Consider the following 22,164-nt stretch of genomic DNA (forward strand, 5'->3'; position numbering starts at 1 on the left):
ATTCCACGCTTCCTCCAGCCCTTATCTCGCGATAAGTACCTTGCGCTTCCTTAGTGGTTGGTCGATGTGTACCTCCACAGTGGACTTTCACCACCTAGATAGTTGCCATGCCTGGCACACACAAAAAAGTGAGTTAACCCTGCTTGGACTAACTCACTGGTATGCTTATTTAATGTACTAAACGACTTGGCAGTACAAGAAGCTGCTGATCCTTTTATACAATGATTTTCTTAATTGTATTACTCTTGTAAACTATTTACTAGTTTCTCTTTTTTCCTAGTAATCATTTTAGTTTCTGAAATGAAAAGGCCAGTTAAAGTTAGAAATGTACCTAATATAGCCATCCAAGTTAAAGGCTCGTGCAGCACAATCATGGCAGTAATGACTGTTATTACAGGAACGAGATAAATATAAATACTTGTTTTAATAGCACCTAATTTTTTTATGGCAAAATTCCATGTAACAAAGCATAGTGCTGATGCACCTAGCCCTAAGAAAAACATATTAAACAAGTTGACTGGATTTGCTAAGCGTTCAAATCCAAGTTTAAAATCAAATAAAAATAGAGTAGGAATCATAAATAAAATACCATAGAAAAACACTTGTCTAGTGGCTTGGATCGTATGATAACCAAAACTACTAATTTTCTTTGAAATAACAGAATAGATTGCCCATACAAGTGTTGCAGCGATAGCGAGCAAATCGCCTAATGGATTTACTTTGAAATTAATAGTTCCATTAAAGCTGATAAGAAATATTCCTATTAACGCTACTACAAAACCAATAAAAAAATTAATTCGTAACGGTTCGTTTTTTAAATAAAAGTAAGTAAGGATAGCTGTAAAAAACGGGACTATCGCACTGATCACACCTACATTGGAAGCCATAGTAAAAGTCAAGGCAATGTTTTCCAGCAGGTAATAAAGTGTTACTCCACATATCCCTGCGGCAGCAAAATATAAATGGTGTTTTCTATCCATTACCTTTAGTCGGTATGGAAATATAATACTTAAAGCAATAATTCCTATGACGAAACGGAAAAATAATATTTCAATAGGAGTAAAATCAATTAATAAAATTTTTGTAGAGATAAATGTTGTTCCCCAAATAATAATGGTAATAAGGGCTGAAATATGTCCCGTGTTCATTTTGATTTCCATTCTCTTTCCTTTCCACTAAAAGCAGCTTATTTTATTTCATCTATGTAAATATTTCGGTATTGTCCAGGAGTTAATCCAATGCAGTCCTTAAAGCAATTACTAAAGTGACTTTGATCCACAAAACCGGTTTGCATAGCCACTTCCAACGGTTTCATTCCTAGCTCCAATAGCTTCTTAGCTTCATTGATACGTACTGTTTGCAAGTAACGATAAGGAGTAATTCCACGCTTTCGTGCAAATGAACGTAACAAGGTGTATTTATTCATATCACAAATTCCCACTAAATCATCAAGAGAAATAGGCTCTGCATAATGCATTTCTATAAAATTACAAATCTTTGCGATTTTCTGCTCAACTTTATCCAATTTAATATCTGCAACTATTTCACAATACTCTTCAATTAATTGTTCCATTAAAAAATAAAACGTTTCCTCTTTCTCAAGATCCAATAACTCATCCATAATCATTTGATGGAGATGCTGCAGCAATTGCGCATGCTCACTACGAAATGCAACAGGATTCGTAAAGTAAGGAAGATAGTCTCTTCCTGTAATCTCTTTTACTACTTTTCGCATAATCTCTGGTTTTATGTTCAAGCATCGATAATCTAATGTTTTATTATCAATTTGTTCACAAGCATGATTATCAAACGGGTTAAAAAAGATAAGATCACCGCTATTAATGACGTAATTTTTATTTTTACACGACAATTTTCTTTGTCCACTCTCGATAAAGCCAATGACATAATATTCATGAAAGTGGTTCGGAAACTTTTGCATGATTCCATAAAAACGATAGGCCTCGATTTGCAAATCATAATCAAAGCAAACTTTCCTTTCCTCCTGTTTCATGTAAAGATTCCCCTTTCAGTCTACTGATAAATAGATTAACACACTTTTCATATCGCCTCTTGTATGATATTGACTAAAAAAATTGTGGTAGCTTGATATTCTAGTTTTGCAACTTATACATAATGATAAAATTTTGTTTACTCTCTTTATCATTGCTTTTTTCAATAAGAAAAGACTGTCAAGGTAGCCTATTTTGGCTGCACGAATTTAGTCTGTTTTAATAAATATAAAATGAGTTGAATTTTACAAATTAATCAGTTAAACTGATTATATATTTTACTGATTATATGTGGAGGTGAATAATTTAATGGACAAATGGAATCATTCCTATGGCTTTTTGCTTGGAAAGGTTCTTCAGCAAATGGAAACTAAGTTTGCTGAAGGACTTGTCCCATTTAATATCAACGCTAGACAGTATGGGGTTCTTTTATTTATTAAAGGAAATCCTTACTCATCACAAAAAGATATTTCTGAAAACCTACAAATTGATCGAACAACAATGGTAAGTCATATCGACCATTTAGAATCTTTAGGGTTTGTTGAGAGGACAAGGAATCCTAATGACAGAAGATCATATAGCCTTTTGATAACACCAAAAGGAAATAATGTATTGGATTCGCGTTGGGAATTTTTAAACAATACCGAATTAGAAGTTTTAGCTCCCCTAAATCAGCAGGAAAGACAATTGCTAAAGGAATTGCTTATTAAAGTTTGGAATTCACTATAAAACTGGAGGTAACAAAATGTTGAATGCTCTTGATTATTTTAATGCACGTTTGGAAGCAACAATTAGCCCTATGGATTATTTGAAATTGTCACAAATGGAGCCAGATAAATACTTTTTAATTGATGTAAGAAACGGCCCGATAAATGTAAGAAGTTTAACCATTAAGGATGCTCATGTTATACCTCAACTAGAGCTACCAAACCGTTTAAATGAAATCCCAAAGGATAAGGAAATTATTGTTTACTGTTGGGATGTCTGGTGTAACACAGCTGCGAAGGTCGCAAAGTTTTTATTAGAACGTGGATATAAAGTAAAAGAGTTAACAGGGGGAATTGCAGCATGGAAAGAAATGAACTTTCCTGTTTTAGATTCTTCACAGGATGTAGAAGTGTCTGATAATTGTGGGTGTTGATTTTGATGCAAAATAAAAGGTATTGGATTGGTGTTGCTTCAAGAGACCATGTAATGCATGCTGTCCAAGGTGGTTTTGCTCAACTTTGTCATGGCAAACAGACTCCTTTAAAAAAGATGAATACTGGTGATTGGATTATTTATTACTCTCCAAAGGTCGATTACAAAGAAAATATACCTCATCAAAAATTTACTGCTATCGGAAAAGTTATAGATGATAATGTTTACCAGGTAGATATGGGAAGTAATTTCTTTCCTTATCGAAGAAATATAGATTTTATTCCTTGCGAAGAAATATTAATTCATCCTTTAATTTCGAAACTTTCTTTTATTAAAAGTGTAAAGTATTGGGGTTATTCTTTTCGATTTGGTTATTTAGAGATATGTGAAAAAGATTTCAAAATAATTGCAGAAAGTATGGTTAATGTAGAGAAGCAAGGGGCAAGAGGCATTTTTCACCAATGACTTCATAAATTAACGACATGAATTTGCATTTAAATTGTTCAAAGGAAATGTATTGATTGGAATGTAGTCGGTGGGTGTAGCTTCTCCTGTCGCTTACCTATCATCGCAAATAAATTTGTTAGCTCCGTCTTTTGTTACAGAGCAATTTTTTTCTGTATCAAAGCAACACAACAGGTGCAATGAGCAGAAGGTCCTTCTTCTCGCTGACAGCTGAAAAAATTAGCCGGTTTGAGTCCAGTACAATTTCGAACTCAAACCAGCCAATCAGCTGCATAATAAAAACTCTAACTTTATGGGGTCACTCCCCTTTTATCCCAGCCTCAACGTTTTAGTATCTGAATTTATGTAACCCATAGCAATTTCCATAAGTAAGTTGACCATTTATACTTTTCCAAATATAGCACTCCTTTTTTGAAAAGACTTGACTATATCTATATTGGTTAAAAGTTTAAATAAAACTTTGGTCGAGAGGGTGTAAATCGTGTTGCAACTGGGAGGGCAAAAAGTTTTTGCGAGAATCGTGCAAAATTTTTGTAATAGTATCCCTTGATACAAGTTATTTTGTTAATTTGATAAAGTTATTTTCAATATGTTCCATATTTTTCAACCAAAATACTTTTAGCCTTTCAGTACTTGGGGAAGTCATAACTAAATAAGTTACTTCGTATCGGATGAACTAACTGTTTTGAGCTTCCATCAGTTCAAATATCTTACGAGCGGTATTGACATTTCTTACGGTCACTTGTTTGTATATCTTTGATCCAATAATTTTCGACTTTCCACTTTTAGTTACATTTTCTTTGGCAACCGACCAAAGAATTGCACCAGGAACATATTTAACCGTATCAATATTTGGTTTAATGACTAAATTTTCAAGTACAGATTCATCATCAATCTCATCCCATAAAAACATAACATCACTTGACATGTCTTTATCATTTTTCCATGTATCAGGAATAGCGTTAATAATTTCTCTGACATCATCGATACTTAGAACTACTACTTTAATTTGCAATCCAAAGTCATTATGTATTGCCTCTTCCAAAATACGTGATAGTTCGGGCTTTGACCGTCCATTGTACGAAAAAATAATATTACCTGTATTAATGTATGTCACTACATCGTTCATTCCAGCTTGTTCAAACGTTTGTTTAAGCAGCTTCATGTCAATTTTATTATTTCCGCCTACATTAATTCCTCGAAGAAGAGCAACATAAATCATAACCATCCTCCTTTCAACATTTCACTTTATAGTAATTACATAACCTTTTACACTTTATAATTAATCTGCTCGGTAGTACAAAAAGCATCTAAAACTATTTAGTCGCAATGTGAATCTCAATTTCACCATTAGGGTAATATTTTTCAAAATCAAAAGAGTAAGCTCTCTCCAAAGTCCCTTTCTCTTCACAATTCCATATCTCTTTCCAAGTATTAAATATTCCATTCTCATCCGATGTATCTACTTTAAAAATTTGATATTTATTACTATTCGGAATATTGATAGAAGATTCGTTGTCACTGCCTTCTATAGCTACTCCTAAGGAATAATCGCCTTTATAATTACTTTCGTAATCATAATATAGACCATAAGTAACTTCGTCTTTATTGTTCAAAAGACTCGATGCCTCTTTCCACATTTCGGTAATCTTTTGCATGATATCGTTATCCTTAAAGTTATTAGTTCTAACACTCTTAATGATAGTTAGGTTCATTTGTATTTCTCTCCTTATATGTGGTTTATTAAACTCTATAGTAATTTTATAGTGAACAAACTTATTTATAACTCTTCTAATCTTAGTACAAAACTATCGAACAATTCTTCCGCCTCAGCCCGACGGCGAACTGTACAAACTACAGGATATGTAGGACAAAGTTGGAGCAGCTTCTTCTGCTCTATTTTAACTGGTAAATCACCATCTATCTTTACATCCCAAAATCCTTGCTTATTTTTATATGCAACAGCTTGAAAATTACTTTTCTCATCCCTGTTAAAATAGATATGCCAATGACGTCTAGGTAAATGTTCCTCAATTTCCTTCGCATAATCACTATAAGATGTTTTAATCGAAATAAGTTCCATTTCTTCTGTTACCAGTTCAGAAGGAATGGGTGCCTGACTTGGTAAATCTTCATTATCATAAAGAGCACCAGCTAACAAATAAGCTAATGCCTTTTCTGCATTTTGAACTGCTTCTTTCTTCGTGTGACCCGAGCATAAGGAAAACTCCCATCCGTATTTTGGGAGCAATGTTGGGAAATGAATACCGAATCCTTCTTCTTCTCTCTTTATAAATGCAGGATAAACTACATTTTCAAATGTCATCTCAACCTATACCTAGCCTTTAATGAACAAACGTGTCTAATATTCATTGTTAAAATACACCCTTTTCCCGAGTATTCAAAATTTTCCCGCCATACATGCTATTTAGCTGTTCGGATACGATATACAATTAGAGTAATTTGCATTTAATAAGAAGGTAAAAATTCGGAAAATCAAATCTTTAATTTCAATAGAAAGCTAGACGAATTTAGAAAAGCGATTTTATCCACTATTTCCCCAAAATTTAATAATGGATATAAAGGTTGACGGATTAAATTGGTAAAAGTTTCAAAATTAAAATATTTCTTTTTGAAAAGGCTAGCTTCGCTAGTTAAAACTGTAACAATACGTTCTTTATTTCTATTTATTTGGCAATATTATCTTTATAAAATTTTTATAATCCAACTTCCAAAAAAGACTATTTAAGAGTTTTGGTCATTATAAAATCTATTTGTTCTTCATCCCCCATATAAAAAGAGTGGGCTCCAGTTTGAACAAATCCCATTTTCTTATAAAAGGCAATAGCATTTTCATTTTTTTCCCAAACGCCTAGCCATATTTTCTCTTTATTACTTTCCATTGCAATTTCAATAGCTTTATTTAGAAGGACTTTACCAAGTCCATGTTTTTGATATTTTTTCTTTATATAAATTCTCTCGATTTCAAGTGCCCCATCACCCATCACTTCTGACTGAGCTTCATTTGTATTGACCTTTAAATAACCAGCGACCTCATCATGAAAATAAACAAAAAAGAATTGCGAAGATATATTAGATAGTTCTTTTTCTAATTGCTTTAAATTAAAGGCTCTTTCTAAATACGCATTCATATTTTCAGGTGAATTCTGATCTTTAAATGTATCGTTGAATGTTTCTATGCTTATTTCCTGAAGTGTTTTTAAATCTTCCTCGTTGCACTTTTGAATTTTTATAGTCATTTTAATTTACAGCTCCTTTTTTTATTAATTTGCCTTGTTTCTTTTTTACAAGTTCCTAGTTTGTTTCTTTTTCATGTTCATTGAAGAGGTAAAATAATTGTTCTATTTCTCTTTCGAAAAATTTCATTAATCCAATGATTTTCGAATAATCATTTACCCTATTTATAAATAGGCTATACATTTTTTTATCATTACCCAACCACTCTTGCCAGCATACTAATTTCACATAAAGAATTTTCTTCTTCTGCCCTATCCCCACTTTTGTTGTAAATGCAAAAAAGATGTATTAAATTTAACTTATTTTTGTTGCATTTGCAACAAAACACAACAATAAAGATATGTATTAAAATTTTAATATAGCCCTCTGTTCCTTTCTTTTCATAAGACAATCACAATCTTGCCTTTTAGTCACTTTACGTAGAATCGTTTATAAATAAAATTATTTATGTGAAAAGCTAGGAAATAAGGCTTTAATTTTAAAATGGGTTGTAATTAACTTAGCAAGATCAATATACATTTTCTAACCTTGACTTAAATTTAAATTTGTGTATAATTCAAGGTAATTTCATAAGTTAAAAGTTTTCTAGGGTTCCGCAACTATAAGTGTTGGACTGGTCCGAGAGAAAACTCACAGCTTGCTGTGCCACGGAAGGATAAAAGCCTGGGAGGAACTGTTTTTACAGTTTTCTCTCAGGCTTTTTTATTTTTTGTGAATTATAAATTTGGAGGTGATGTACAAATGAATACAGACTGGATGAAAGTATTCGTTGCTGCTTTTTTTGAAGTTCTATGGGTAATTGGATTAAAGCACGCTAATAATTTTTTTGAATGGACAGGAACTATTATTGCTATCATCATTAGCTTTTACGTAATGATAATGGCAGGAAAAAAACTTCCTGTAGGCACTGTCTATGCAGTTTTTGTTGGATTGGGAACAGCTGGAACTGTTTTTTCTGAAATTCTACTCTTTGATGAACCTTTTAAGTTGGAAAAAATAGTCTTAATTTTAGTTTTATTAGCAGGAGTCATTGGCTTGAAATTAGTTACAAAGGATAAAGTTCAGGAAGGGGATGAATCTTAATGGCATGGATTTCTTTAATATTAGCAGGTCTATGTGAAATGTTTGGTGTTACTATGATTAATAAATTGCATAAAGATCGTAATTGGCAATCTTTAGTTTTGTTAATTGTAGGATTTGGATTAAGTTTTATATTCCTTGCTTATTCAATGGAAGCACTTCCTATGGGAACAGCTTATGCAATCTGGACGGGGATTGGTGCTTCTGGTGGAGCAATTTTAGGGATGTTGCTTTATGGTGAATCGAAAGACTGGCGAAGACTTGTTTTTATAGGAATGGTATTAGGTGCTGCAGTTGGCCTAAAACTTGTCTCTTAAAAGAATTCTCTTAAATTACAAAACAAGAAAAAGTAGTATTAGAAAATTAATCTAATGCTACTTTTTGATATTAAAGTAAAATAAAAGTCTGTGAGAATCCTTCTTGATAAGGGTGCCGGCTCATGCCAACCCGTGGAAAGCGAGCAGACTTTTAATTTATTTATATAGTATAAAAATATCTAAAAAAAGATTTTTGAGTCACCCTCTTATGTAATTTTTCTTCTTGTTCAACTAACCTGTCACTTGAATCATAAGTTCTTATCGAATGTACTTGTGGGAGCCATCACAGTTAGGCATTTTTTTAGAAAGTCCACATGTGCAATCATTTAATCCCTTTCCATTAAGAATTTTTGGGATGCATTTTTCAACCCTTGACGCACGAGTTTTTGATTGTTTAGGTTGAGAAAAATGAAAAATATATGCTCTTTGCCGACCCGGAGTTAATGCTTCAAAAGCTATTTTCAAAGCAGGATTTTCATCCAATCTAATTTGAAATTCTTCTGGAATGATGTATTCTGTATCCTTTTTATAGTTTACATCCAATCCAGCTTTCTCAACTTCTATAGCTTTATAAATATAGGATTTCAAGATAGGTTCCAATTCAACAATTTCTTGAACATTGGTGAAGCGAATCTGCCGCGCAGCCTGTACATTCTCTGTTTGTTGAATTAGTATCCCGTGGGTATCCTGTAACAAGGCACCTTTGTGAAACAGAAGAGCACAATATTCTTTAAAACCATGTATTAAAACGATGTTTTTATTCTTAAACGTATAACAGGGATGCATCCACTTAAATTCCTCTGTCAGTTCACAGTCAAGAACGATATTTCTTAACTTTTCGTATTCATCTTTCCACTTTGTAGCTTTACTTAGAAATTCATCAACCTTAGGATTTTTGCTACTATTTGTCATTAAGGAAACCCCTCTCCAAGTTTTGGTACAATATTTATTGAATCAACGTGCTATTAGCTAGAGTATAAAATTTGTTACTCCCAATACATGCTTATATAATAAATAATCTTTCCGACATAGTCCTTCTTAAATAATTCTTTTTTATACTATAAGTATTTAGAAATATAACTTCAAATATTTTTAATATAAATATTTCTTTCTTTTTAAACTTACCTGCACCATTTTTTGTAGCAACAACATAAAAAGCGTCCCTCCTCCTTTATGAAACGCCTTGAATCACACCCAGTATTATTGATGTCTAAAATCAAATTTTTCTTTAGGAACATTAAGTGTATGACCATTAATCATTACTTTGTCGTTACCTAACCATTGAATGCTAGCAGTTTCTTCACGATAATTCCAATAAATATTTTTTGTTTTATATCCTTTTTCATTAAATACTAACTCTCCTCGTACAGCATAGGATGTTGTAGCACCGCCGTTTGTAACATAAGCTTTTACAGTGTATTTTCCATCAGGTGAAGTTGCTTGGGTGAGGTACTCTCCTGTAGGTAATCTATTCATATCATAAAATGCCCAATAAGCCCCATATCCAATTAGAGCAACAAATAGAGCACACGCTATTACAAAACCTATTAATAGTTTTGTATAATGATTCTTTTTCCCATATTCAAATTTCGTCTCTTTGATTTCCATTATATCCTCCTAAAGTATGTAATCTTTCATACTTTACGGAATTTCGCAGTTCCCAAAAGCTTGACGTTTTTTTAAAAAAGAAGTTCCATATTTTAGGTGATTTTGGAAAGTGTTTTGAAAATCTCAACTTATATCAAAACCCTCCTTTAAGCTGCAATGAATTTATTAACAAGGATGTAAAGACTATGCCTGGTCAATGTACCTCGTTAGTTAAAACTAAATCCTTTTGCCTTAGTGTGAAAATTGAATCACTCTAAGTAGCCATCCTTATAACACAAAATATTACTGAACTACAGGGAATGAAAATTGTTTGGAAATGACTATACTTATAAAGATTTATCACTAATAACCTTTTCTATCTGGATTAGGGTTTTGTTAGTATTGTCATTTTTCCATTTCAGAAGATTTACTTCATGTAGTGAAATACTTTATTTCATACAGTCTTTATAAGCAACATGTTTGATAATAGTATTGGTTTTTGAAACAATAGCGATAGTTATTTAAAGAAAGGGGCTTCTATAAATGCGGGTATTTTTAATTGGTGCGAATGGACAGGTCGGAAAACATATTGTGCAATTACTTAAAGATAGTGATCGACATACTTTAAAAGCAATGGTACGCACAGAGGAACAGGCGGAGGCGTTGAAACAGTCTGGTGTAGATGCAGTTGTTGCTAATTTAGAGGGAAGTGTTGATGATATAGGTGAAGCAATGAACGGCAGTGATGCGGTAATCTTTTCTGCTGGATCTGGGGGTAGCACGGGCGCAGATAAAACATTACTTGTTGACTTAGATGGAGCGGTAAAATCTATGGAAGCTGCAGAAAAAATAGGTGTCAACCGTTATGTAATGGTAAGTGCATTTAATGCACGCAATCGAGAAAGTTGGATAGATAGTCCGATTAAGCCCTATATGGTTGCAAAACATTACGCAGATCGAATACTTTCAGCAAGTAGCTTAAACTATACAATAGTCGGACCAGGACTTTTATTAAATGAACCAGGAACCGGAAAAGTAATAGCTGGAAAAGATATAGAAACGGGTTCAATACCTCGTGAAGATGTTGCAAAAACCGTTGTCGCAGTACTCGATGAGGAGAATACTTATAGAAAAACGTTTGACTTAATATCCGGAGAAAACACAATAGAAGAAGCTTTGAAAGGTTTAAAATAAACCTTATTTATAATTTAGTAAAAATCGAACAGTCTATCTAAGACTTGTTCGATTTTATTTTTTTAGATGTTTTGAATATCACTTAAACATATCGTAATTTAGTACTCCCTTTATTAATAAAGGAACAAGTATTACATCTTGATTGGGATAAAATGTACTGGCATATGTACTTTTTTACCATTACGCTTGTTGTGATAAGCCTTAAGCTTTCCTTCATACACAAATTGAAATTCAGTTCTTTTCTGCAAGTCATTTGGTGCTATAAGTGATGGTGATTTTTCAAAATCAATGATGTGGCATTCCTTTAGCACCGATGCAACAAACTGTGAACAGAAGAATGCTTTTTTTCTTTTTATCGGTTTATTAAGTAAAAACCCAAATAATCCTAAAAAATTATAGCGATAATTTTCTTTTTGCGCTTCAATTTCCTTTATATAACGATTTATCTTTTGCATTTGAACCTCTGAAACTGTAAAAGAATAAATCGCACAATCTGCTTGTTTAAATAAACCTTTCCTTATGTCCTCTTTTACAAATCCACCAATAAACGGATTCCTGGCTGTTTTTCTTCCAAAGCTATATACTTCAGATAATTCGGAGTCGAAGGATATTGACGCGTGATTGTATGGTTTTTTTGTATATAGCTTTATTAACTTTGTAAATACTGTTCCTGTATCTGTTAAAAGAATATATACCCTTTTTTCTGTCATCATCATTCTCCTCTTTGTTTATCAAAGAAATATATTATATTACCAATATACTGGAGAAATCATAAGAAGACCTTAACAGAATTCTTAAGAATTTCTTAAAATTTCATGTACACTTTTATACTAATAAGCAATTAACTTCCCAATCCCAGTTTCCATTGTTTTTTCAGGTTAGATACCGACCTTTTAATAGAGGAATGTAAATATAAGCATCATAATTGTAGGCATCCCCCACACAACAAGGAAAGTAATTAGTAAGTCATTGTTTATGTTCAAATAATCCTCCAAAAAGTTAATCAATTAGAATTGTAATTATCTTATTAAACGATACTTTCCCTATTGTTTAATAGTAATCTACACACAAAATCATACCAAATTTTAACATAAAATCTAAGTATTTCAATTGACAAAAAATGGCATTTTTATTGAAGAAAGGCGCTTTCCTTATCAGAAAAGCGCCCATTATTGAAGTAAAAATTAAATTTTTTCTTGATATATTTCTAATTTTATCGGTTTAGAGTTTAAAGGTATTTTAAATTCCTGAAGATTTTCTATATGATCAAAAAAATCATCTATATCATCATAGTCCATTGACCATTCTGTTACCTTGAACTTTTTTAAGTCATCTGTCGGTTTAAGTAAGCATTTGCAGTATAGTTGTTCAATGTGTGAATAATTATTTTCTTCGTAAATTGTAAACTGGCGTACAAAGTCAAAATGAAATAGTTTCTCTCCGGTAAAATCGTAAACACCACATTGAAATAAAATTTCTTTTTCTTCTTCTCCCTCAACCTGTTCTTTACAAAAAGCTTTAAAGGTTTCCCAAACATTTTTTATATCATCAGTATCTTTACTAATCAGATTTCTAAGGTAACTCTCAGCATTTCTTACAGTAATCATTGCAACACCTCCAATAATATTATGTAATCATTCTTAATAAACTAACCTTTTATTAAAATAATGGTTCAGAATATCTTCGAAAATATAAATTAATTCGCTAAAAATTGTTCAACAATTTGGCCCTAAAAAAGACGCGTTTCTAAATAAACGCGCCCGATTGGAATAGTGAATAGATTTGTAAAAATGGTACCTAAAGCTTTACTTAAGCCTTCTCTATCCGAGTATATTTTTTTATAAATTGATACTCCTGTTACCATCTGGAAAGACGGTAAGTTTTTCTAAATATATTATTAATTTATTAATTCTTGAATAAATTGAACGGGTACATATGTTTTTTCTGGTTCGAGAAGTGCTGGAGCCATTTCGAAATAGCGAAGGGCTTTGTTGTAGCCATATGACTTTTCACCACGTGTAATCGTGTAGGTTTTAGCCCCTTTCGATAGAATTGCTCCTTTACCTGTTGATTCAACCTTATAACCAAGTTCTTCAGCAAGTTGTCGAAGCGGCACCATTTTTATACCGTTCACTTCATAAAAGTCTTTGGCAATAATTTCTTCGATGACAGGGCTTGTTTCAATTTCCTGATCAGTATCCTTTTGATCCAATACAACAACTTTATGAGGTGATGTTTGGGCAGGAATGCTTCTTGTTGTGACTGTATAGAATACAAGTAAATTTTTCTCTGCTAAATCGGAAACTTTTACTTCCTTACCTGATAAACTTGATAGTTCCATTTCTTCACTAACATTTAATTTTAATGACAGGTTAGCATCTAATAAGTTACTATCAAATGTTCCTACTGACGCAGTTCCCATTTCTTCTGTTTCAACAATAACTACCTCTGGGCTATATTGTGGTGGGTAGATTAATATCATTGGTTTATTTGCGTAGGTGTGAGCAATTACTTTGTCTCCTTTTTTCAGTTCAACCTTTTTACCTGTATTATCATAGACAAGTGTATCAGCTGTAACTGCTAGTGTATTTATATTTTCCCCTTCTTTTATAGAATAGTAACTTACATTTCCACGTTTCTCTACACTTTCAATTGTTCCTGCAACCTTAATAAAGATTGGTTGTACCTGCTCCTGTTCACTTGGTACATCGTTTGTTGCAAATGTTGTGTTTGCTACGGCTGTGCTGCCTACTAATAATGCTGTCATAGCAATTGGTACGATTTTTGTCATTTTCATGTAAAACATCTCCTTTTTTCATACTTCAAAGCAGTAGTCGTTTATAAGATGAAAAGGTTACAGTATTGTCGATAATTTTATTTACAGTAACAGAGACCATTATTTTTCTACCTTTTCGTAAAGTATCTCAACAAGCCCTTAATACTAGAACTTCCCATTGCTTACAGACCTATTACCTTCTAAAATATGTATATGTGGGGTTAAAAAAAAGTTCGGTAGTTATAAAAAGAGTTAAATTAAAAATAGCTTCGACTCTATAAATTTTTTAATTATACCAGAAACATTTTTAGTTAATTTAGCAATTAAGGTAAAAATAGATTTAAACATGTAGCATCAAAATAGTCTTAAACTCTTATCCTTTAGACAAGTATTTTCCTACGCTATAATGCATTGTGAGACGATGGGACCCCTGCGCCCATACCCAAATTAAGTAACTATGGAATTTTACTCATTCGTACATAACGATTCTTTGTTATGTATATATGCATTCTCATAAAATCATTCTCTAATACCATTTCTACTAATTTCATAGTTTTAACAAAGCCTTTTCTCATTGTGAAAGGCTTTTTTTATAGGATAAAACTATCAGGTATAACAGCTATTTATCAAACTTTTTTTAGTAAAATAGTCAGTTCATTGCATTGTATTTTTTTTCGATAGCCATTATAGTTATGTAGGAACGGCATGGATTACTTTGCTAAAAAAGTAAAAGGCGCCTACATAATATATTATTTAACCTAGTTACCAAACATTTTTTACTTTTATCGTCATTACCGGTTGTCCATTTTATCAAGTAATTATGGAGGGAAAGAAAATACATATGAAAAAGAAAAAGCTCGAGCAAAAACATTTATCAATGAGAACAAAGTTAATAATGATCATGGTTAGTATTTTATTATTATTAGGATTGGTTACTACGGGACTTTCCTATTACATTGTGAAAAGTAGTAATTTAAAAAATATGGATCAATCACTCTACGATAAGGGAGTAATATTATCGCAGACTATAAATCAGGAAACGTTAAAATCTGTATTGGAAAATCCAAGTGCTAATAATCCAGATGCCCTTCTATTAACTGAGGAAATGGATAAAATTAATGAAGAATCTGAAAGCATTACAAATCTATTTTTGATTACAGTAAACGGTGAAAACATAAATGCTCCAGTGCTTTCCTCAAGTATTTTGGAATTAGGTGCCGAATACAATCAAGATATGATTGCAATGGGGCTTTCGGATGATCTCCTTGCGAGAATAAAAGAAGTATTTGAAACTAAAAAAGCAACGGCAACTGATATTTACAGCGATGAATTTGGAAGTTATAAAACGGGATTAACACCAATATTGGATGAAGATGGATCAGTTTTGGCTACGTATGCAATTGACTATGATGTATCCATGGTAACAGCTAAAGCAATGTCGGAAGTATTACGAATTTTATTTGTTACAATCCTATTTTTAGTAGTATCTTCTATTGCAGTTTATGCATTATTAAAAAGAAAATTAACACCTATCCAACAGCTTTCACAATTATCTAAAAAAGTAGCTGAAGGTAATTTAGAACTTGAACCATTGCCTGTTAAATCTAATGATGAAATTGGCTTATTAACGAGCAACTTTAATCAAATGATTGATTCTTTAAGAAATGTTATTCAAAGTACAGCAAATGTTTCATCACGCGTTTCGAATTCGGCAAAGGTTTTATCAACACATATGCAAGGTGCAACAGAATCATACAATAGTGTTGCTGCTTCCATGCAAGAAATTGCAAGCAGTGCAGATATACAAGCACAAAAAGCAAAAGAAAGTTCAGCAACGATTGAAGAAATTAGTATTGGTATTCAACGCATTGCCATGACATCGAATCAAATTTCAGAATCTTCTATCCGGGCATCAGAGGAAGCTGAAAAAGGAAATATTTCGACTAACAAATCTGTTGAGCAAATGAATGCAATTAGTAAAGCAGTTAATCAATCCGCTTCATCAGTAAAAATGCTTGGTACTCACTCTGTAAAAATTGAAGAGATAGTTGGCATTATTACAGGTATTGCATCTCAAACAAATTTACTTGCATTGAATGCCGCTATTGAAGCAGCTCGTGCAGGTGAAGCTGGTAGTGGTTTCGCAGTTGTTGCAGACGAGGTTCGTAAACTCGCTGAACAGTCAGAAGCTTCCGCAAGAGAGATTTCTACCCTTATCTCACATATACAACATGATACAAATGAATCTGTAAATGTGATGATGCATGCTGTTGATGAAGTAAATAACGGTTTACAAATGATAAATGATTCCGAAAAATCATTTGCTCAAATTTTAAATTCTATTCAGCAAGTTTCAGATCAGATTCAAGATCTTACAGCAACTATCGAAGAAATGTCTGCAGGTATGCAAGAAGTAACTTCTTCTGTACAAGATATGGAGAAATTCTCAGTTCTCTCTAGAGAAAATACTAAGTCAGCTGCTGAAACATCTGCATCTCAATTAAATGCTGTACAAAAGGTGTCAGACGAAGCACAAGTATTATCTCAGCTGTCAACTGAATTAATGAATGTTGTGAATTCATTTATTGTGAAAACAAAATAAAAGTGCATTCGCCCCAATTGTATCCTTCACTTTCGGCATAAAATCTTGCACTTGATTACTGTTACTTGATAGCTAAAAGTGAGAGATTAACAATCCCTACTTTTCATTTTGGATTAGAAAAGTGTGGTGTGAATCAATACGTTGGAAAAGGGAAGTATTCAGTGGAAATTCTTTTCCATTGAATACTTTTTTACATAATAGGAGTTGAATTAAGTGAACATAAAACTAGAACTTAATAAAAAGAAAATGGATGAACAACAAAAACTATATGCGGATCGTTTTCAGTTATTAACAGATGAGGAAAAGTTACTTTACCATTCGTTAAATCAGACAGAAGCACCTTATGAATCAGATAAAACAATACCAGAAGTTTTCTATAAATCTGCAGCAAAATTCGCTGATAATATTGCCTTGTCCTTTGAAGGTGGAACAATGACATACCGTCAATTAAATGAACGTTCAAATCAAATTGCCCATATGCTTCTAGCAAACGGATTGAAAAAGGGTGATTACGTGGCACTTGTCATGGAGCGCAGCAAAGAAACTGTAATGAGCCTGCTCGGTATTCTAAAAGCAGGAGGTATTTATGTACCTATTGACCCAAGTTATCCAAAAGAACGTTGCCATTATTTATTAAATGATACTTGTGCTCCATTTATTTTAACTAAGAGTGAACATAGTAGTTTTCTAAGGGAGTTACTACAGCAGGACTCCCACTCTCGCTCAGTCTTTAAAATAGATCAAATGGAAGAAACATATTCAAAGGAAAATATTGATATTAATAGCAGTCCTTCTGATATTGCCTACATCATTTATACTTCAGGATCGACAGGCAAACCAAAAGGGACAATGCTTAGACATTATTCTGTTGTCAATTTAATTAAAGATCATCAAAGAATTTACCAATCTACTGAGAAGGATGTCTATTCTCAATTTATTTCATATAGTTTTGACCCATCTATTGCTGAAACTTTTACTGCCCTTTTTTCTGGCGCTAGATTACATATGTTAACAAGTATTGAACGGGTTTCAATTGAAGCTTTTGCTGAAATGATAAAGCGAGAGAAAATTACCTCAGCCACAGTCCCTAACGCTTTCTTTAATCAGCTAGCTACTTATCTCCCTGTTGAGATGAAAGAATCGCTAGCATCTCTTAAATACTTGTCAGTTGGCGGCGAAGCTCTAATGGCCTCTGTTATACAAAAATGGCAAGAAAAATTTGGAACAAATATAGAAATCGTGAATGTTTATGGACCAACAGAATGTACCGTTCTGTCTTCCTATTACAAAGTGAAAGGTGAAATAAAGGATAATACAACAAGTATTCCAATTGGAAAACCCATTGCAAATTATGAAATGTATATTTTAAATAATGAAGGCAAGCTATGTCCTGTCAATGAACCAGGAGAACTATATATCGCTGGTATTGGTTTAGCTGCTGGTTATTTAAATCAGCCTGAAAAAACGGCAGAAGCCTTTGTTCCTCATTTATTCTCAAATGATCCGGAAAAGCTAATGTATCGGACAGGTGATTTAGTTCGTTTATTGCCAAGCGGCGTAATTGAATTCGTCGGCCGTAAAGATACACAAATTAAAGTAAGAGGATTTCGAATTGAAATTGGGGAAATTGAAACTGTATTGGCCAATCATCCGAGCATTCATCAAGCAGTAATTCTCGCTAAAAAAATGAATGATGGAAATAATAGCTTATTTGCATATTATACTGTATCACCAGGCAGTCAAATCGAGCAGGAAGAAATAAGAAAGTACTTAGGACAAACCCTACCAGAATATATGATACCTGAACGATTTATCGAAATGGAACAAATGCCATTATCCCCGACCGGAAAAATTGACCGAAAACAATTAGCTGAATTGGAGATTTCATTATCCCAAACTAATGATTATGAAGCTCCTGAAAATGAAATGCAGCAAATATTAGCAAAAGCATGGGAGCACGTACTCGGTATTGAACGTGTAGGAATTCGCGATAATTTCTTTCATATAGGTGGACATTCTTTAAAAATATTAGAAATTCTTGTTCAAGTTAAAAAGCATGCCCCATTTTTGACTATACAGGATTTCTTCCAATATCAAACGATTGCCGAGTTAGATTACTTTATAAAAAACTATAATTTTGAAGAAAACAGCTCTACTAAACAATCGAAAGACTTTGTTTTGAAGGAATTAATGGAGCCGAGTGCCCTGTCAATTAATCCTAAAGTAAAACCACTACCTATGAATAAAGTTTTATTAACTGGAGCAACTGGCTTCCTAGGCAGTCATGTGTTATACGAGCTTTTAGTTAAAACAAACGCCCATATTTACTGTCTAATAAGACAAAATTCAAATATGTCACTGGACAAAAAATTAAAAGATAGCATGCAATTTTATTTCGGTGAGGCAATTATTCCTTTACTTGAAAAACGTGTAACAGTCATTCAAGGTGATTTAAGTAAACAATCACTTAATTTGTCATCTGAAGATATTTCTACGTTAAGCGAGGAAATCGATGCCGTTATTCATTGCGGTGCCGATGTTAGACATTTTGGAGCAGCTGATCATTTCCATAATGTTAATATAGAAGGTACTAGATACTTGCTTGAACTTGCAAAACGTAGGGAAGGCGTTCATTTCCATCATGTTTCAACAATTGGTATTCCAGAGGAACTTGCAGTAAGTCAGTGGGATTATTATGAAGAGCATGGAGATTTTGATTATAACGTTACCCTCGGAAATGTTTACAACCAAAGTAAATTAGAGGCAGAAAAACTTGTTAAAAATGCCATATTAGATGGAATTCCAGTTTCAATCTATCGAGTAGGAAATTTAACATGCCACTCTGAAACTGGTAAATTCCAAAGAAATATGGATGACAATGCTTTTTATAGAATGATAAAATCAATGCTTTGTTTAGGAAAAACACCTGAGGCTAACTGGCATGTCGATTTTACGCCTATAAATTTTGCGAGCCAAGCCCTTGTTGCCTTAGCTAGCCAGCCGAAATCAAGTGGACATATTTTCCACTTATGTAATCCTGCGCCCCTACTATATCTTGATTTAATAGACATGTTAAAGGAAATGGGATATGACTTGGAAGTTATAAAAGCAAATGAGTATGAAAACTGGCTATTAAATGGGGACCATCCAGAAGAATTACAGGAATTTTTATCACTGGCAATTGCCCAGCTTGATGGTGATGGAGCAAGTGATTCACCATTTATATTTAACACAGATAAAACTCAAGAATTTTTAAAGAAAACGGATGTAACTTGTGCAAAGCCAAATCCAACTTTTATCCGAACGATGATTAACTATGGCATTAAAATGGGTTACTTCCCAGAGCCTAAGCCCGTTGGAGTTAGATAATGTCTAAATCATGGAATATGAAAGACTCTCTTCATCTATTCATACTTCCACTGGGGCCACAATTATTGCCTTTGGAATGGGATAAGTACTTTTTAGAGCTTCCAATTGCAGAACGAACTAGAATATTAAAATACAAGCATTGGCAGGATCGGCAAAGGGCACTGTTAGGAAATATTCTAGTTCGTTGGATGCTCAAGAAGTTTACAAATGAGACTCCTATTAACATAGCTCGTAATACATTGGGACGACCCTATCTTGCTAATAATACCAATTGGTCAGGAGATTTTAATCTTTCACATTCTGGGGAATGGATCGTTGCTGCCATAACTAATCACGGTCATGTTGGAGTTGACGTTGAGAAGATTGAACAATTCAATGAAGAAATTATGGCATATACCATGTCAGAAGAAGAAATTAACGAAATAAATCAATATGCTAAATTTGATCGCACAAAGCTATTTTACGAGCTTTGGACGATGAAAGAAGCTATCTATAAAACAGGACTTTTTCCAAACGCAACTCCAGTTTCTATAAATACGATTGAAATTAATAAAAAACGTCGAGACATTCATACACACATCTTTTATATTGATAAAGTACATCCTGTTACAGTTTGTTGGGATTGCGGACAATTTCCTATAGTACGAACAGTACTGAATAGAGATCAGCTAGTTTCATATTTATAATAACTAACAGCAAATTCAATACCATAATGAATATTAAAAAAAATAACGTAAGTTTCAGCCAGTTGACGGACTAATTTATACCGGATACTGGCTGTTTAATTTTATCCTAAAAATATCTTTCCGAATTTAACATTACTGCCCCTATTAGTTATTAGCTTTACTTCAAACTTTATCCTCCATTTAATTATAAGGATAAATTCCACTTTCAATTGATTAAGGGCAATTATTTCTGCTGTAATTGTTTTAATAACTCTATAGTTTCGTTGTTTTGTTCCATAGTTTTTCGTAAATTCCCTTCCATACATAAACAGGTAATTGCTATCACAATAATAGCAATTGTTATAACAAACTCCATAAATTCAAACCTCTTTCCCATATATTTTTATGAACACTTACCGAAAGCTTTAGCGTCATTGTCCAACGCTGTTTGAAGGGTTTTGCAATATTTACAAAAAAGTATTTGCTTATTTTCTTTAATTCTTATATTTATTTTCCCACTCATCTCGCCATTTTTGTAAGTCTCCATGAATTTCTTCCATTGTTTTCCCATCTATCGAATAGAAAGCTCCAATCAATGGTTCCTTTGAGTGTGGGAATGACCAACCTCCAATAACTTCTTCATTAAATATCAGCACAGTTGCATTTGTTTTTCCCATATTAAACAAATTATCTAAAGGATGATTTTTCACCATAAAACTTACCGTATTAATTTCCTTATTTAAAAAGTTATCTGGTTCAGTGTATTGAACTCCCCATATTTGTTCACCTGGTAAATCCAACAAATCAGATTTTGTAAATAATAGCGAGCCTTTGGTCTCATATGAAATAACATCATAACCCAGTTCCTCAAGATAGTTCTTTGCTATGTCTATATTTTTATCTTCTTCCATTTCACTTTGCTGCTTATTATCGTTTAACTGATTGTTACACCCTGCAATTATGAATACTAGAAATAGTACAATAATTCTTTTCAAATTTATCTCCCTTATATTAAGCTAAAAAATCAATCATTATATTAAAAGTTTCTTGGGCAGATTTAACATTAAACTTTGGATTATAAGGGTCGCTAAAACCGTGCTCTCCGCTAAATTTATGTACCTCTAGATTCTTTCGTTCCAAAGAATCTATTAACTCGTCAACATGAAATGAATTTTCATTTTCCGGATAAAATAGTATTGTTGGACATGAAGGATTAATTTCTAAGTAGTTCCTAATTCTCGATCCATAGTAGCAAACAATTCCATCAACATCCTTTTCTTCACTGCATAACCAAGCAATTGTTGCTCCAACACTAAACCCTACAATAAAGATTTTTTCATACTGCCCTTTAATGTCTTGTATAACATTTTTAATTTTATTTGCGCCTTTACTAAAACCTACATTTTCCATAAAGTTTTTATAAGCAGCTTCTTCAAGAAAATAGTCAAATGAACTTTCCTTTTCTAGCAGGTTGGGACAAAGGATATCTAAGCCTTTTTCTGAAAGTGAATGACAAACTTCCTTCATATATCTATTAACCCCATATATTTCATGAACTACGATAATTAATTTGTTTGAGTTGTTTTTTATATGTATCAAAATTTACCTCCGATTAAAATGATTATATAAAGAAATAGCCGATTTTCACCTTCCGCATGCATTTCAACTCCAAAGAAGGCGCTAATCTTCATCTTGTTTGATT

23 protein-coding genes and 1 riboswitch are annotated in these 22,164 nt (G+C 32.8%); of the genes, 9 read left to right on the plus strand and 14 right to left on the minus strand.

Annotated features, from left to right (window positions below; all coding sequences use genetic code 11):
- Positions 1–239: 239 nt before the first annotated feature.
- Positions 240–1,160, minus strand: a complete 921-nt coding sequence (locus EKG35_RS14220; protein WP_185807765.1) for a DMT family transporter — start codon at positions 1,158–1,160, stop codon at positions 240–242.
- A gap of 26 nt (positions 1,161–1,186) precedes the next feature.
- On the minus strand, positions 1,187–2,011 hold the full coding sequence (locus EKG35_RS14225; RefSeq protein WP_126295219.1) for an AraC family ligand binding domain-containing protein: 825 nt from the start codon (positions 2,009–2,011) through the stop codon (positions 1,187–1,189).
- Positions 2,012–2,318: 307 nt separating this feature from the next.
- On the opposite strand from EKG35_RS14225, the gene EKG35_RS14230 reads away from it, so the two are divergent.
- Genes EKG35_RS14230 through EKG35_RS14240 form a run of 3 tightly spaced genes read left to right on the plus strand, consistent with a single transcriptional unit; the run spans position 2,319 to position 3,614 of the window.
- The gene (locus EKG35_RS14230; RefSeq protein ID WP_126295220.1) at positions 2,319–2,738 is read left to right on the plus strand and encodes a MarR family winged helix-turn-helix transcriptional regulator; all 420 of its coding nucleotides are present in this window, start codon (positions 2,319–2,321) and stop codon (positions 2,736–2,738) included.
- Positions 2,739–2,754: 16 nt separating this feature from the next.
- The gene (locus EKG35_RS14235; protein ID WP_246020395.1) at positions 2,755–3,150 is read left to right on the plus strand and encodes a rhodanese-like domain-containing protein; all 396 of its coding nucleotides are present in this window, start codon (positions 2,755–2,757) and stop codon (positions 3,148–3,150) included.
- A 5-nt stretch (positions 3,151–3,155) separates the two neighbouring features.
- Positions 3,156–3,614 carry an EVE domain-containing protein gene (locus tag EKG35_RS14240; protein WP_126295221.1) on the plus strand — a complete coding sequence of 153 codons (459 nt, stop codon included), beginning with the start codon at positions 3,156–3,158 and terminating at the stop codon, positions 3,612–3,614.
- Positions 3,615–4,290: 676 nt separating this feature from the next.
- Here EKG35_RS14240 and EKG35_RS14245 read toward each other — a convergent pair.
- From EKG35_RS14245 to paiA, 4 genes are all read right to left on the minus strand, one after another.
- A complete protein-coding gene (locus EKG35_RS14245; RefSeq protein ID WP_126295222.1) occupies positions 4,291–4,836 on the minus strand; it encodes a DUF1697 domain-containing protein in 546 nt (181 codons plus the stop codon).
- A 94-nt stretch (positions 4,837–4,930) separates the two neighbouring features.
- Positions 4,931–5,329, minus strand: coding sequence for a GyrI-like domain-containing protein (locus EKG35_RS14250; RefSeq protein ID WP_126295223.1), 399 nt, complete (start codon positions 5,327–5,329; stop codon positions 4,931–4,933).
- A 65-nt stretch (positions 5,330–5,394) separates the two neighbouring features.
- Entirely contained in the window at positions 5,395–5,940 is a 546-nt protein-coding gene (locus tag EKG35_RS14255) for a type II toxin-antitoxin system HicB family antitoxin (RefSeq protein ID WP_126295224.1), read from the minus strand.
- Between the two features lie 415 nt (positions 5,941–6,355).
- Positions 6,356–6,874: a spermidine/spermine N(1)-acetyltransferase gene (gene paiA, locus EKG35_RS14260; RefSeq protein ID WP_126295225.1), complete on the minus strand. Its 519-nt coding sequence runs from the start codon at positions 6,872–6,874 to the stop codon at positions 6,356–6,358.
- A gap of 572 nt (positions 6,875–7,446) precedes the next feature.
- Positions 7,447–7,544, plus strand: a riboswitch (guanidine-I (ykkC/yxkD leader).
- A gap of 69 nt (positions 7,545–7,613) precedes the next feature.
- Here paiA and EKG35_RS14265 point away from each other — a divergent pair.
- Together EKG35_RS14265 and EKG35_RS14270 are read left to right on the plus strand one after the other, a co-directional pair.
- Positions 7,614–7,955: a DMT family transporter gene (locus EKG35_RS14265; protein WP_126295226.1), complete on the plus strand. Its 342-nt coding sequence runs from the start codon at positions 7,614–7,616 to the stop codon at positions 7,953–7,955.
- Positions 7,955–8,269 carry a DMT family transporter gene (locus EKG35_RS14270; RefSeq protein WP_126295227.1) on the plus strand — a complete coding sequence of 105 codons (315 nt, stop codon included), beginning with the start codon at positions 7,955–7,957 and terminating at the stop codon, positions 8,267–8,269. The genes EKG35_RS14265 and EKG35_RS14270 overlap by 1 nt, the downstream gene beginning before the upstream one ends.
- A 258-nt stretch (positions 8,270–8,527) precedes the next feature.
- On the opposite strand, the gene EKG35_RS14275 is transcribed toward EKG35_RS14270, so the two are convergent.
- Together EKG35_RS14275 and EKG35_RS14280 are read right to left on the minus strand one after the other, a co-directional pair.
- The gene (locus EKG35_RS14275) at positions 8,528–9,181 is read right to left on the minus strand and encodes a DUF1801 domain-containing protein (RefSeq protein ID WP_126295228.1); all 654 of its coding nucleotides are present in this window, start codon (positions 9,179–9,181) and stop codon (positions 8,528–8,530) included.
- A 288-nt stretch (positions 9,182–9,469) separates the two neighbouring features.
- On the minus strand, positions 9,470–9,877 hold the full coding sequence (locus EKG35_RS14280; RefSeq protein ID WP_126295229.1) for a DUF5412 domain-containing protein: 408 nt from the start codon (positions 9,875–9,877) through the stop codon (positions 9,470–9,472).
- Positions 9,878–10,399: 522 nt separating this feature from the next.
- On the opposite strand from EKG35_RS14280, the gene EKG35_RS14285 reads away from it, so the two are divergent.
- Entirely contained in the window at positions 10,400–11,050 is a 651-nt protein-coding gene (locus tag EKG35_RS14285) for an SDR family oxidoreductase (protein WP_126295230.1), read from the plus strand.
- Positions 11,051–11,181: 131 nt separating this feature from the next.
- Here EKG35_RS14285 and EKG35_RS14290 read toward each other — a convergent pair whose 3' ends face one another.
- The 3 genes from EKG35_RS14290 to EKG35_RS14300 form a co-directional block, all read right to left on the minus strand.
- A complete protein-coding gene (locus EKG35_RS14290) occupies positions 11,182–11,760 on the minus strand; it encodes a hypothetical protein (protein WP_126295231.1) in 579 nt (192 codons plus the stop codon).
- Positions 11,761–12,234: 474 nt separating this feature from the next.
- A complete protein-coding gene (locus EKG35_RS14295) occupies positions 12,235–12,657 on the minus strand; it encodes a hypothetical protein (RefSeq protein WP_126295232.1) in 423 nt (140 codons plus the stop codon).
- 290 nt (positions 12,658–12,947) lie between these two features.
- The gene (locus tag EKG35_RS14300) at positions 12,948–13,847 is read right to left on the minus strand and encodes a stalk domain-containing protein (RefSeq protein WP_126295233.1); all 900 of its coding nucleotides are present in this window, start codon (positions 13,845–13,847) and stop codon (positions 12,948–12,950) included.
- Between the two features lie 820 nt (positions 13,848–14,667).
- On the opposite strand from EKG35_RS14300, the gene EKG35_RS14305 reads away from it, so the two are divergent.
- From EKG35_RS14305 to EKG35_RS14315, 3 genes are all read left to right on the plus strand, one after another.
- On the plus strand, positions 14,668–16,428 hold the full coding sequence (locus EKG35_RS14305; RefSeq protein ID WP_126295234.1) for a methyl-accepting chemotaxis protein: 1,761 nt from the start codon (positions 14,668–14,670) through the stop codon (positions 16,426–16,428).
- A gap of 213 nt (positions 16,429–16,641) precedes the next feature.
- Positions 16,642–19,797 (plus strand): non-ribosomal peptide synthetase family protein, encoded by a 3,156-nt coding sequence (locus tag EKG35_RS14310; RefSeq protein ID WP_246020396.1) that lies wholly within the window; start codon positions 16,642–16,644, stop codon positions 19,795–19,797.
- Positions 19,797–20,483 carry a 4'-phosphopantetheinyl transferase family protein gene (locus EKG35_RS14315; protein WP_246020397.1) on the plus strand — a complete coding sequence of 229 codons (687 nt, stop codon included), beginning with the start codon at positions 19,797–19,799 and terminating at the stop codon, positions 20,481–20,483. The genes EKG35_RS14310 and EKG35_RS14315 overlap by 1 nt, the downstream gene beginning before the upstream one ends.
- Before the next feature lie 223 nt (positions 20,484–20,706).
- Here the strand turns inward: EKG35_RS14315 and EKG35_RS21010 are convergent, their stop codons facing one another.
- From EKG35_RS21010 to EKG35_RS14325, 3 genes are all read right to left on the minus strand, one after another.
- Positions 20,707–20,859, minus strand: coding sequence for a hypothetical protein (locus tag EKG35_RS21010; RefSeq protein ID WP_185807766.1), 153 nt, complete (start codon positions 20,857–20,859; stop codon positions 20,707–20,709).
- A 97-nt stretch (positions 20,860–20,956) separates the two neighbouring features.
- Entirely contained in the window at positions 20,957–21,457 is a 501-nt protein-coding gene (locus EKG35_RS14320) for a hypothetical protein (protein ID WP_126295235.1), read from the minus strand.
- 16 nt (positions 21,458–21,473) lie between these two features.
- A complete protein-coding gene (locus EKG35_RS14325; protein ID WP_126295236.1) occupies positions 21,474–22,061 on the minus strand; it encodes a dienelactone hydrolase family protein in 588 nt (195 codons plus the stop codon).
- Positions 22,062–22,164 lie beyond the last annotated feature (103 nt).

The organism is Lysinibacillus telephonicus (assembly GCF_003966145.1).
In the GTDB taxonomy this organism is placed as follows: Bacteria; Bacillota; Bacilli; order Bacillales_A; family Planococcaceae; genus Ureibacillus; species Ureibacillus telephonicus.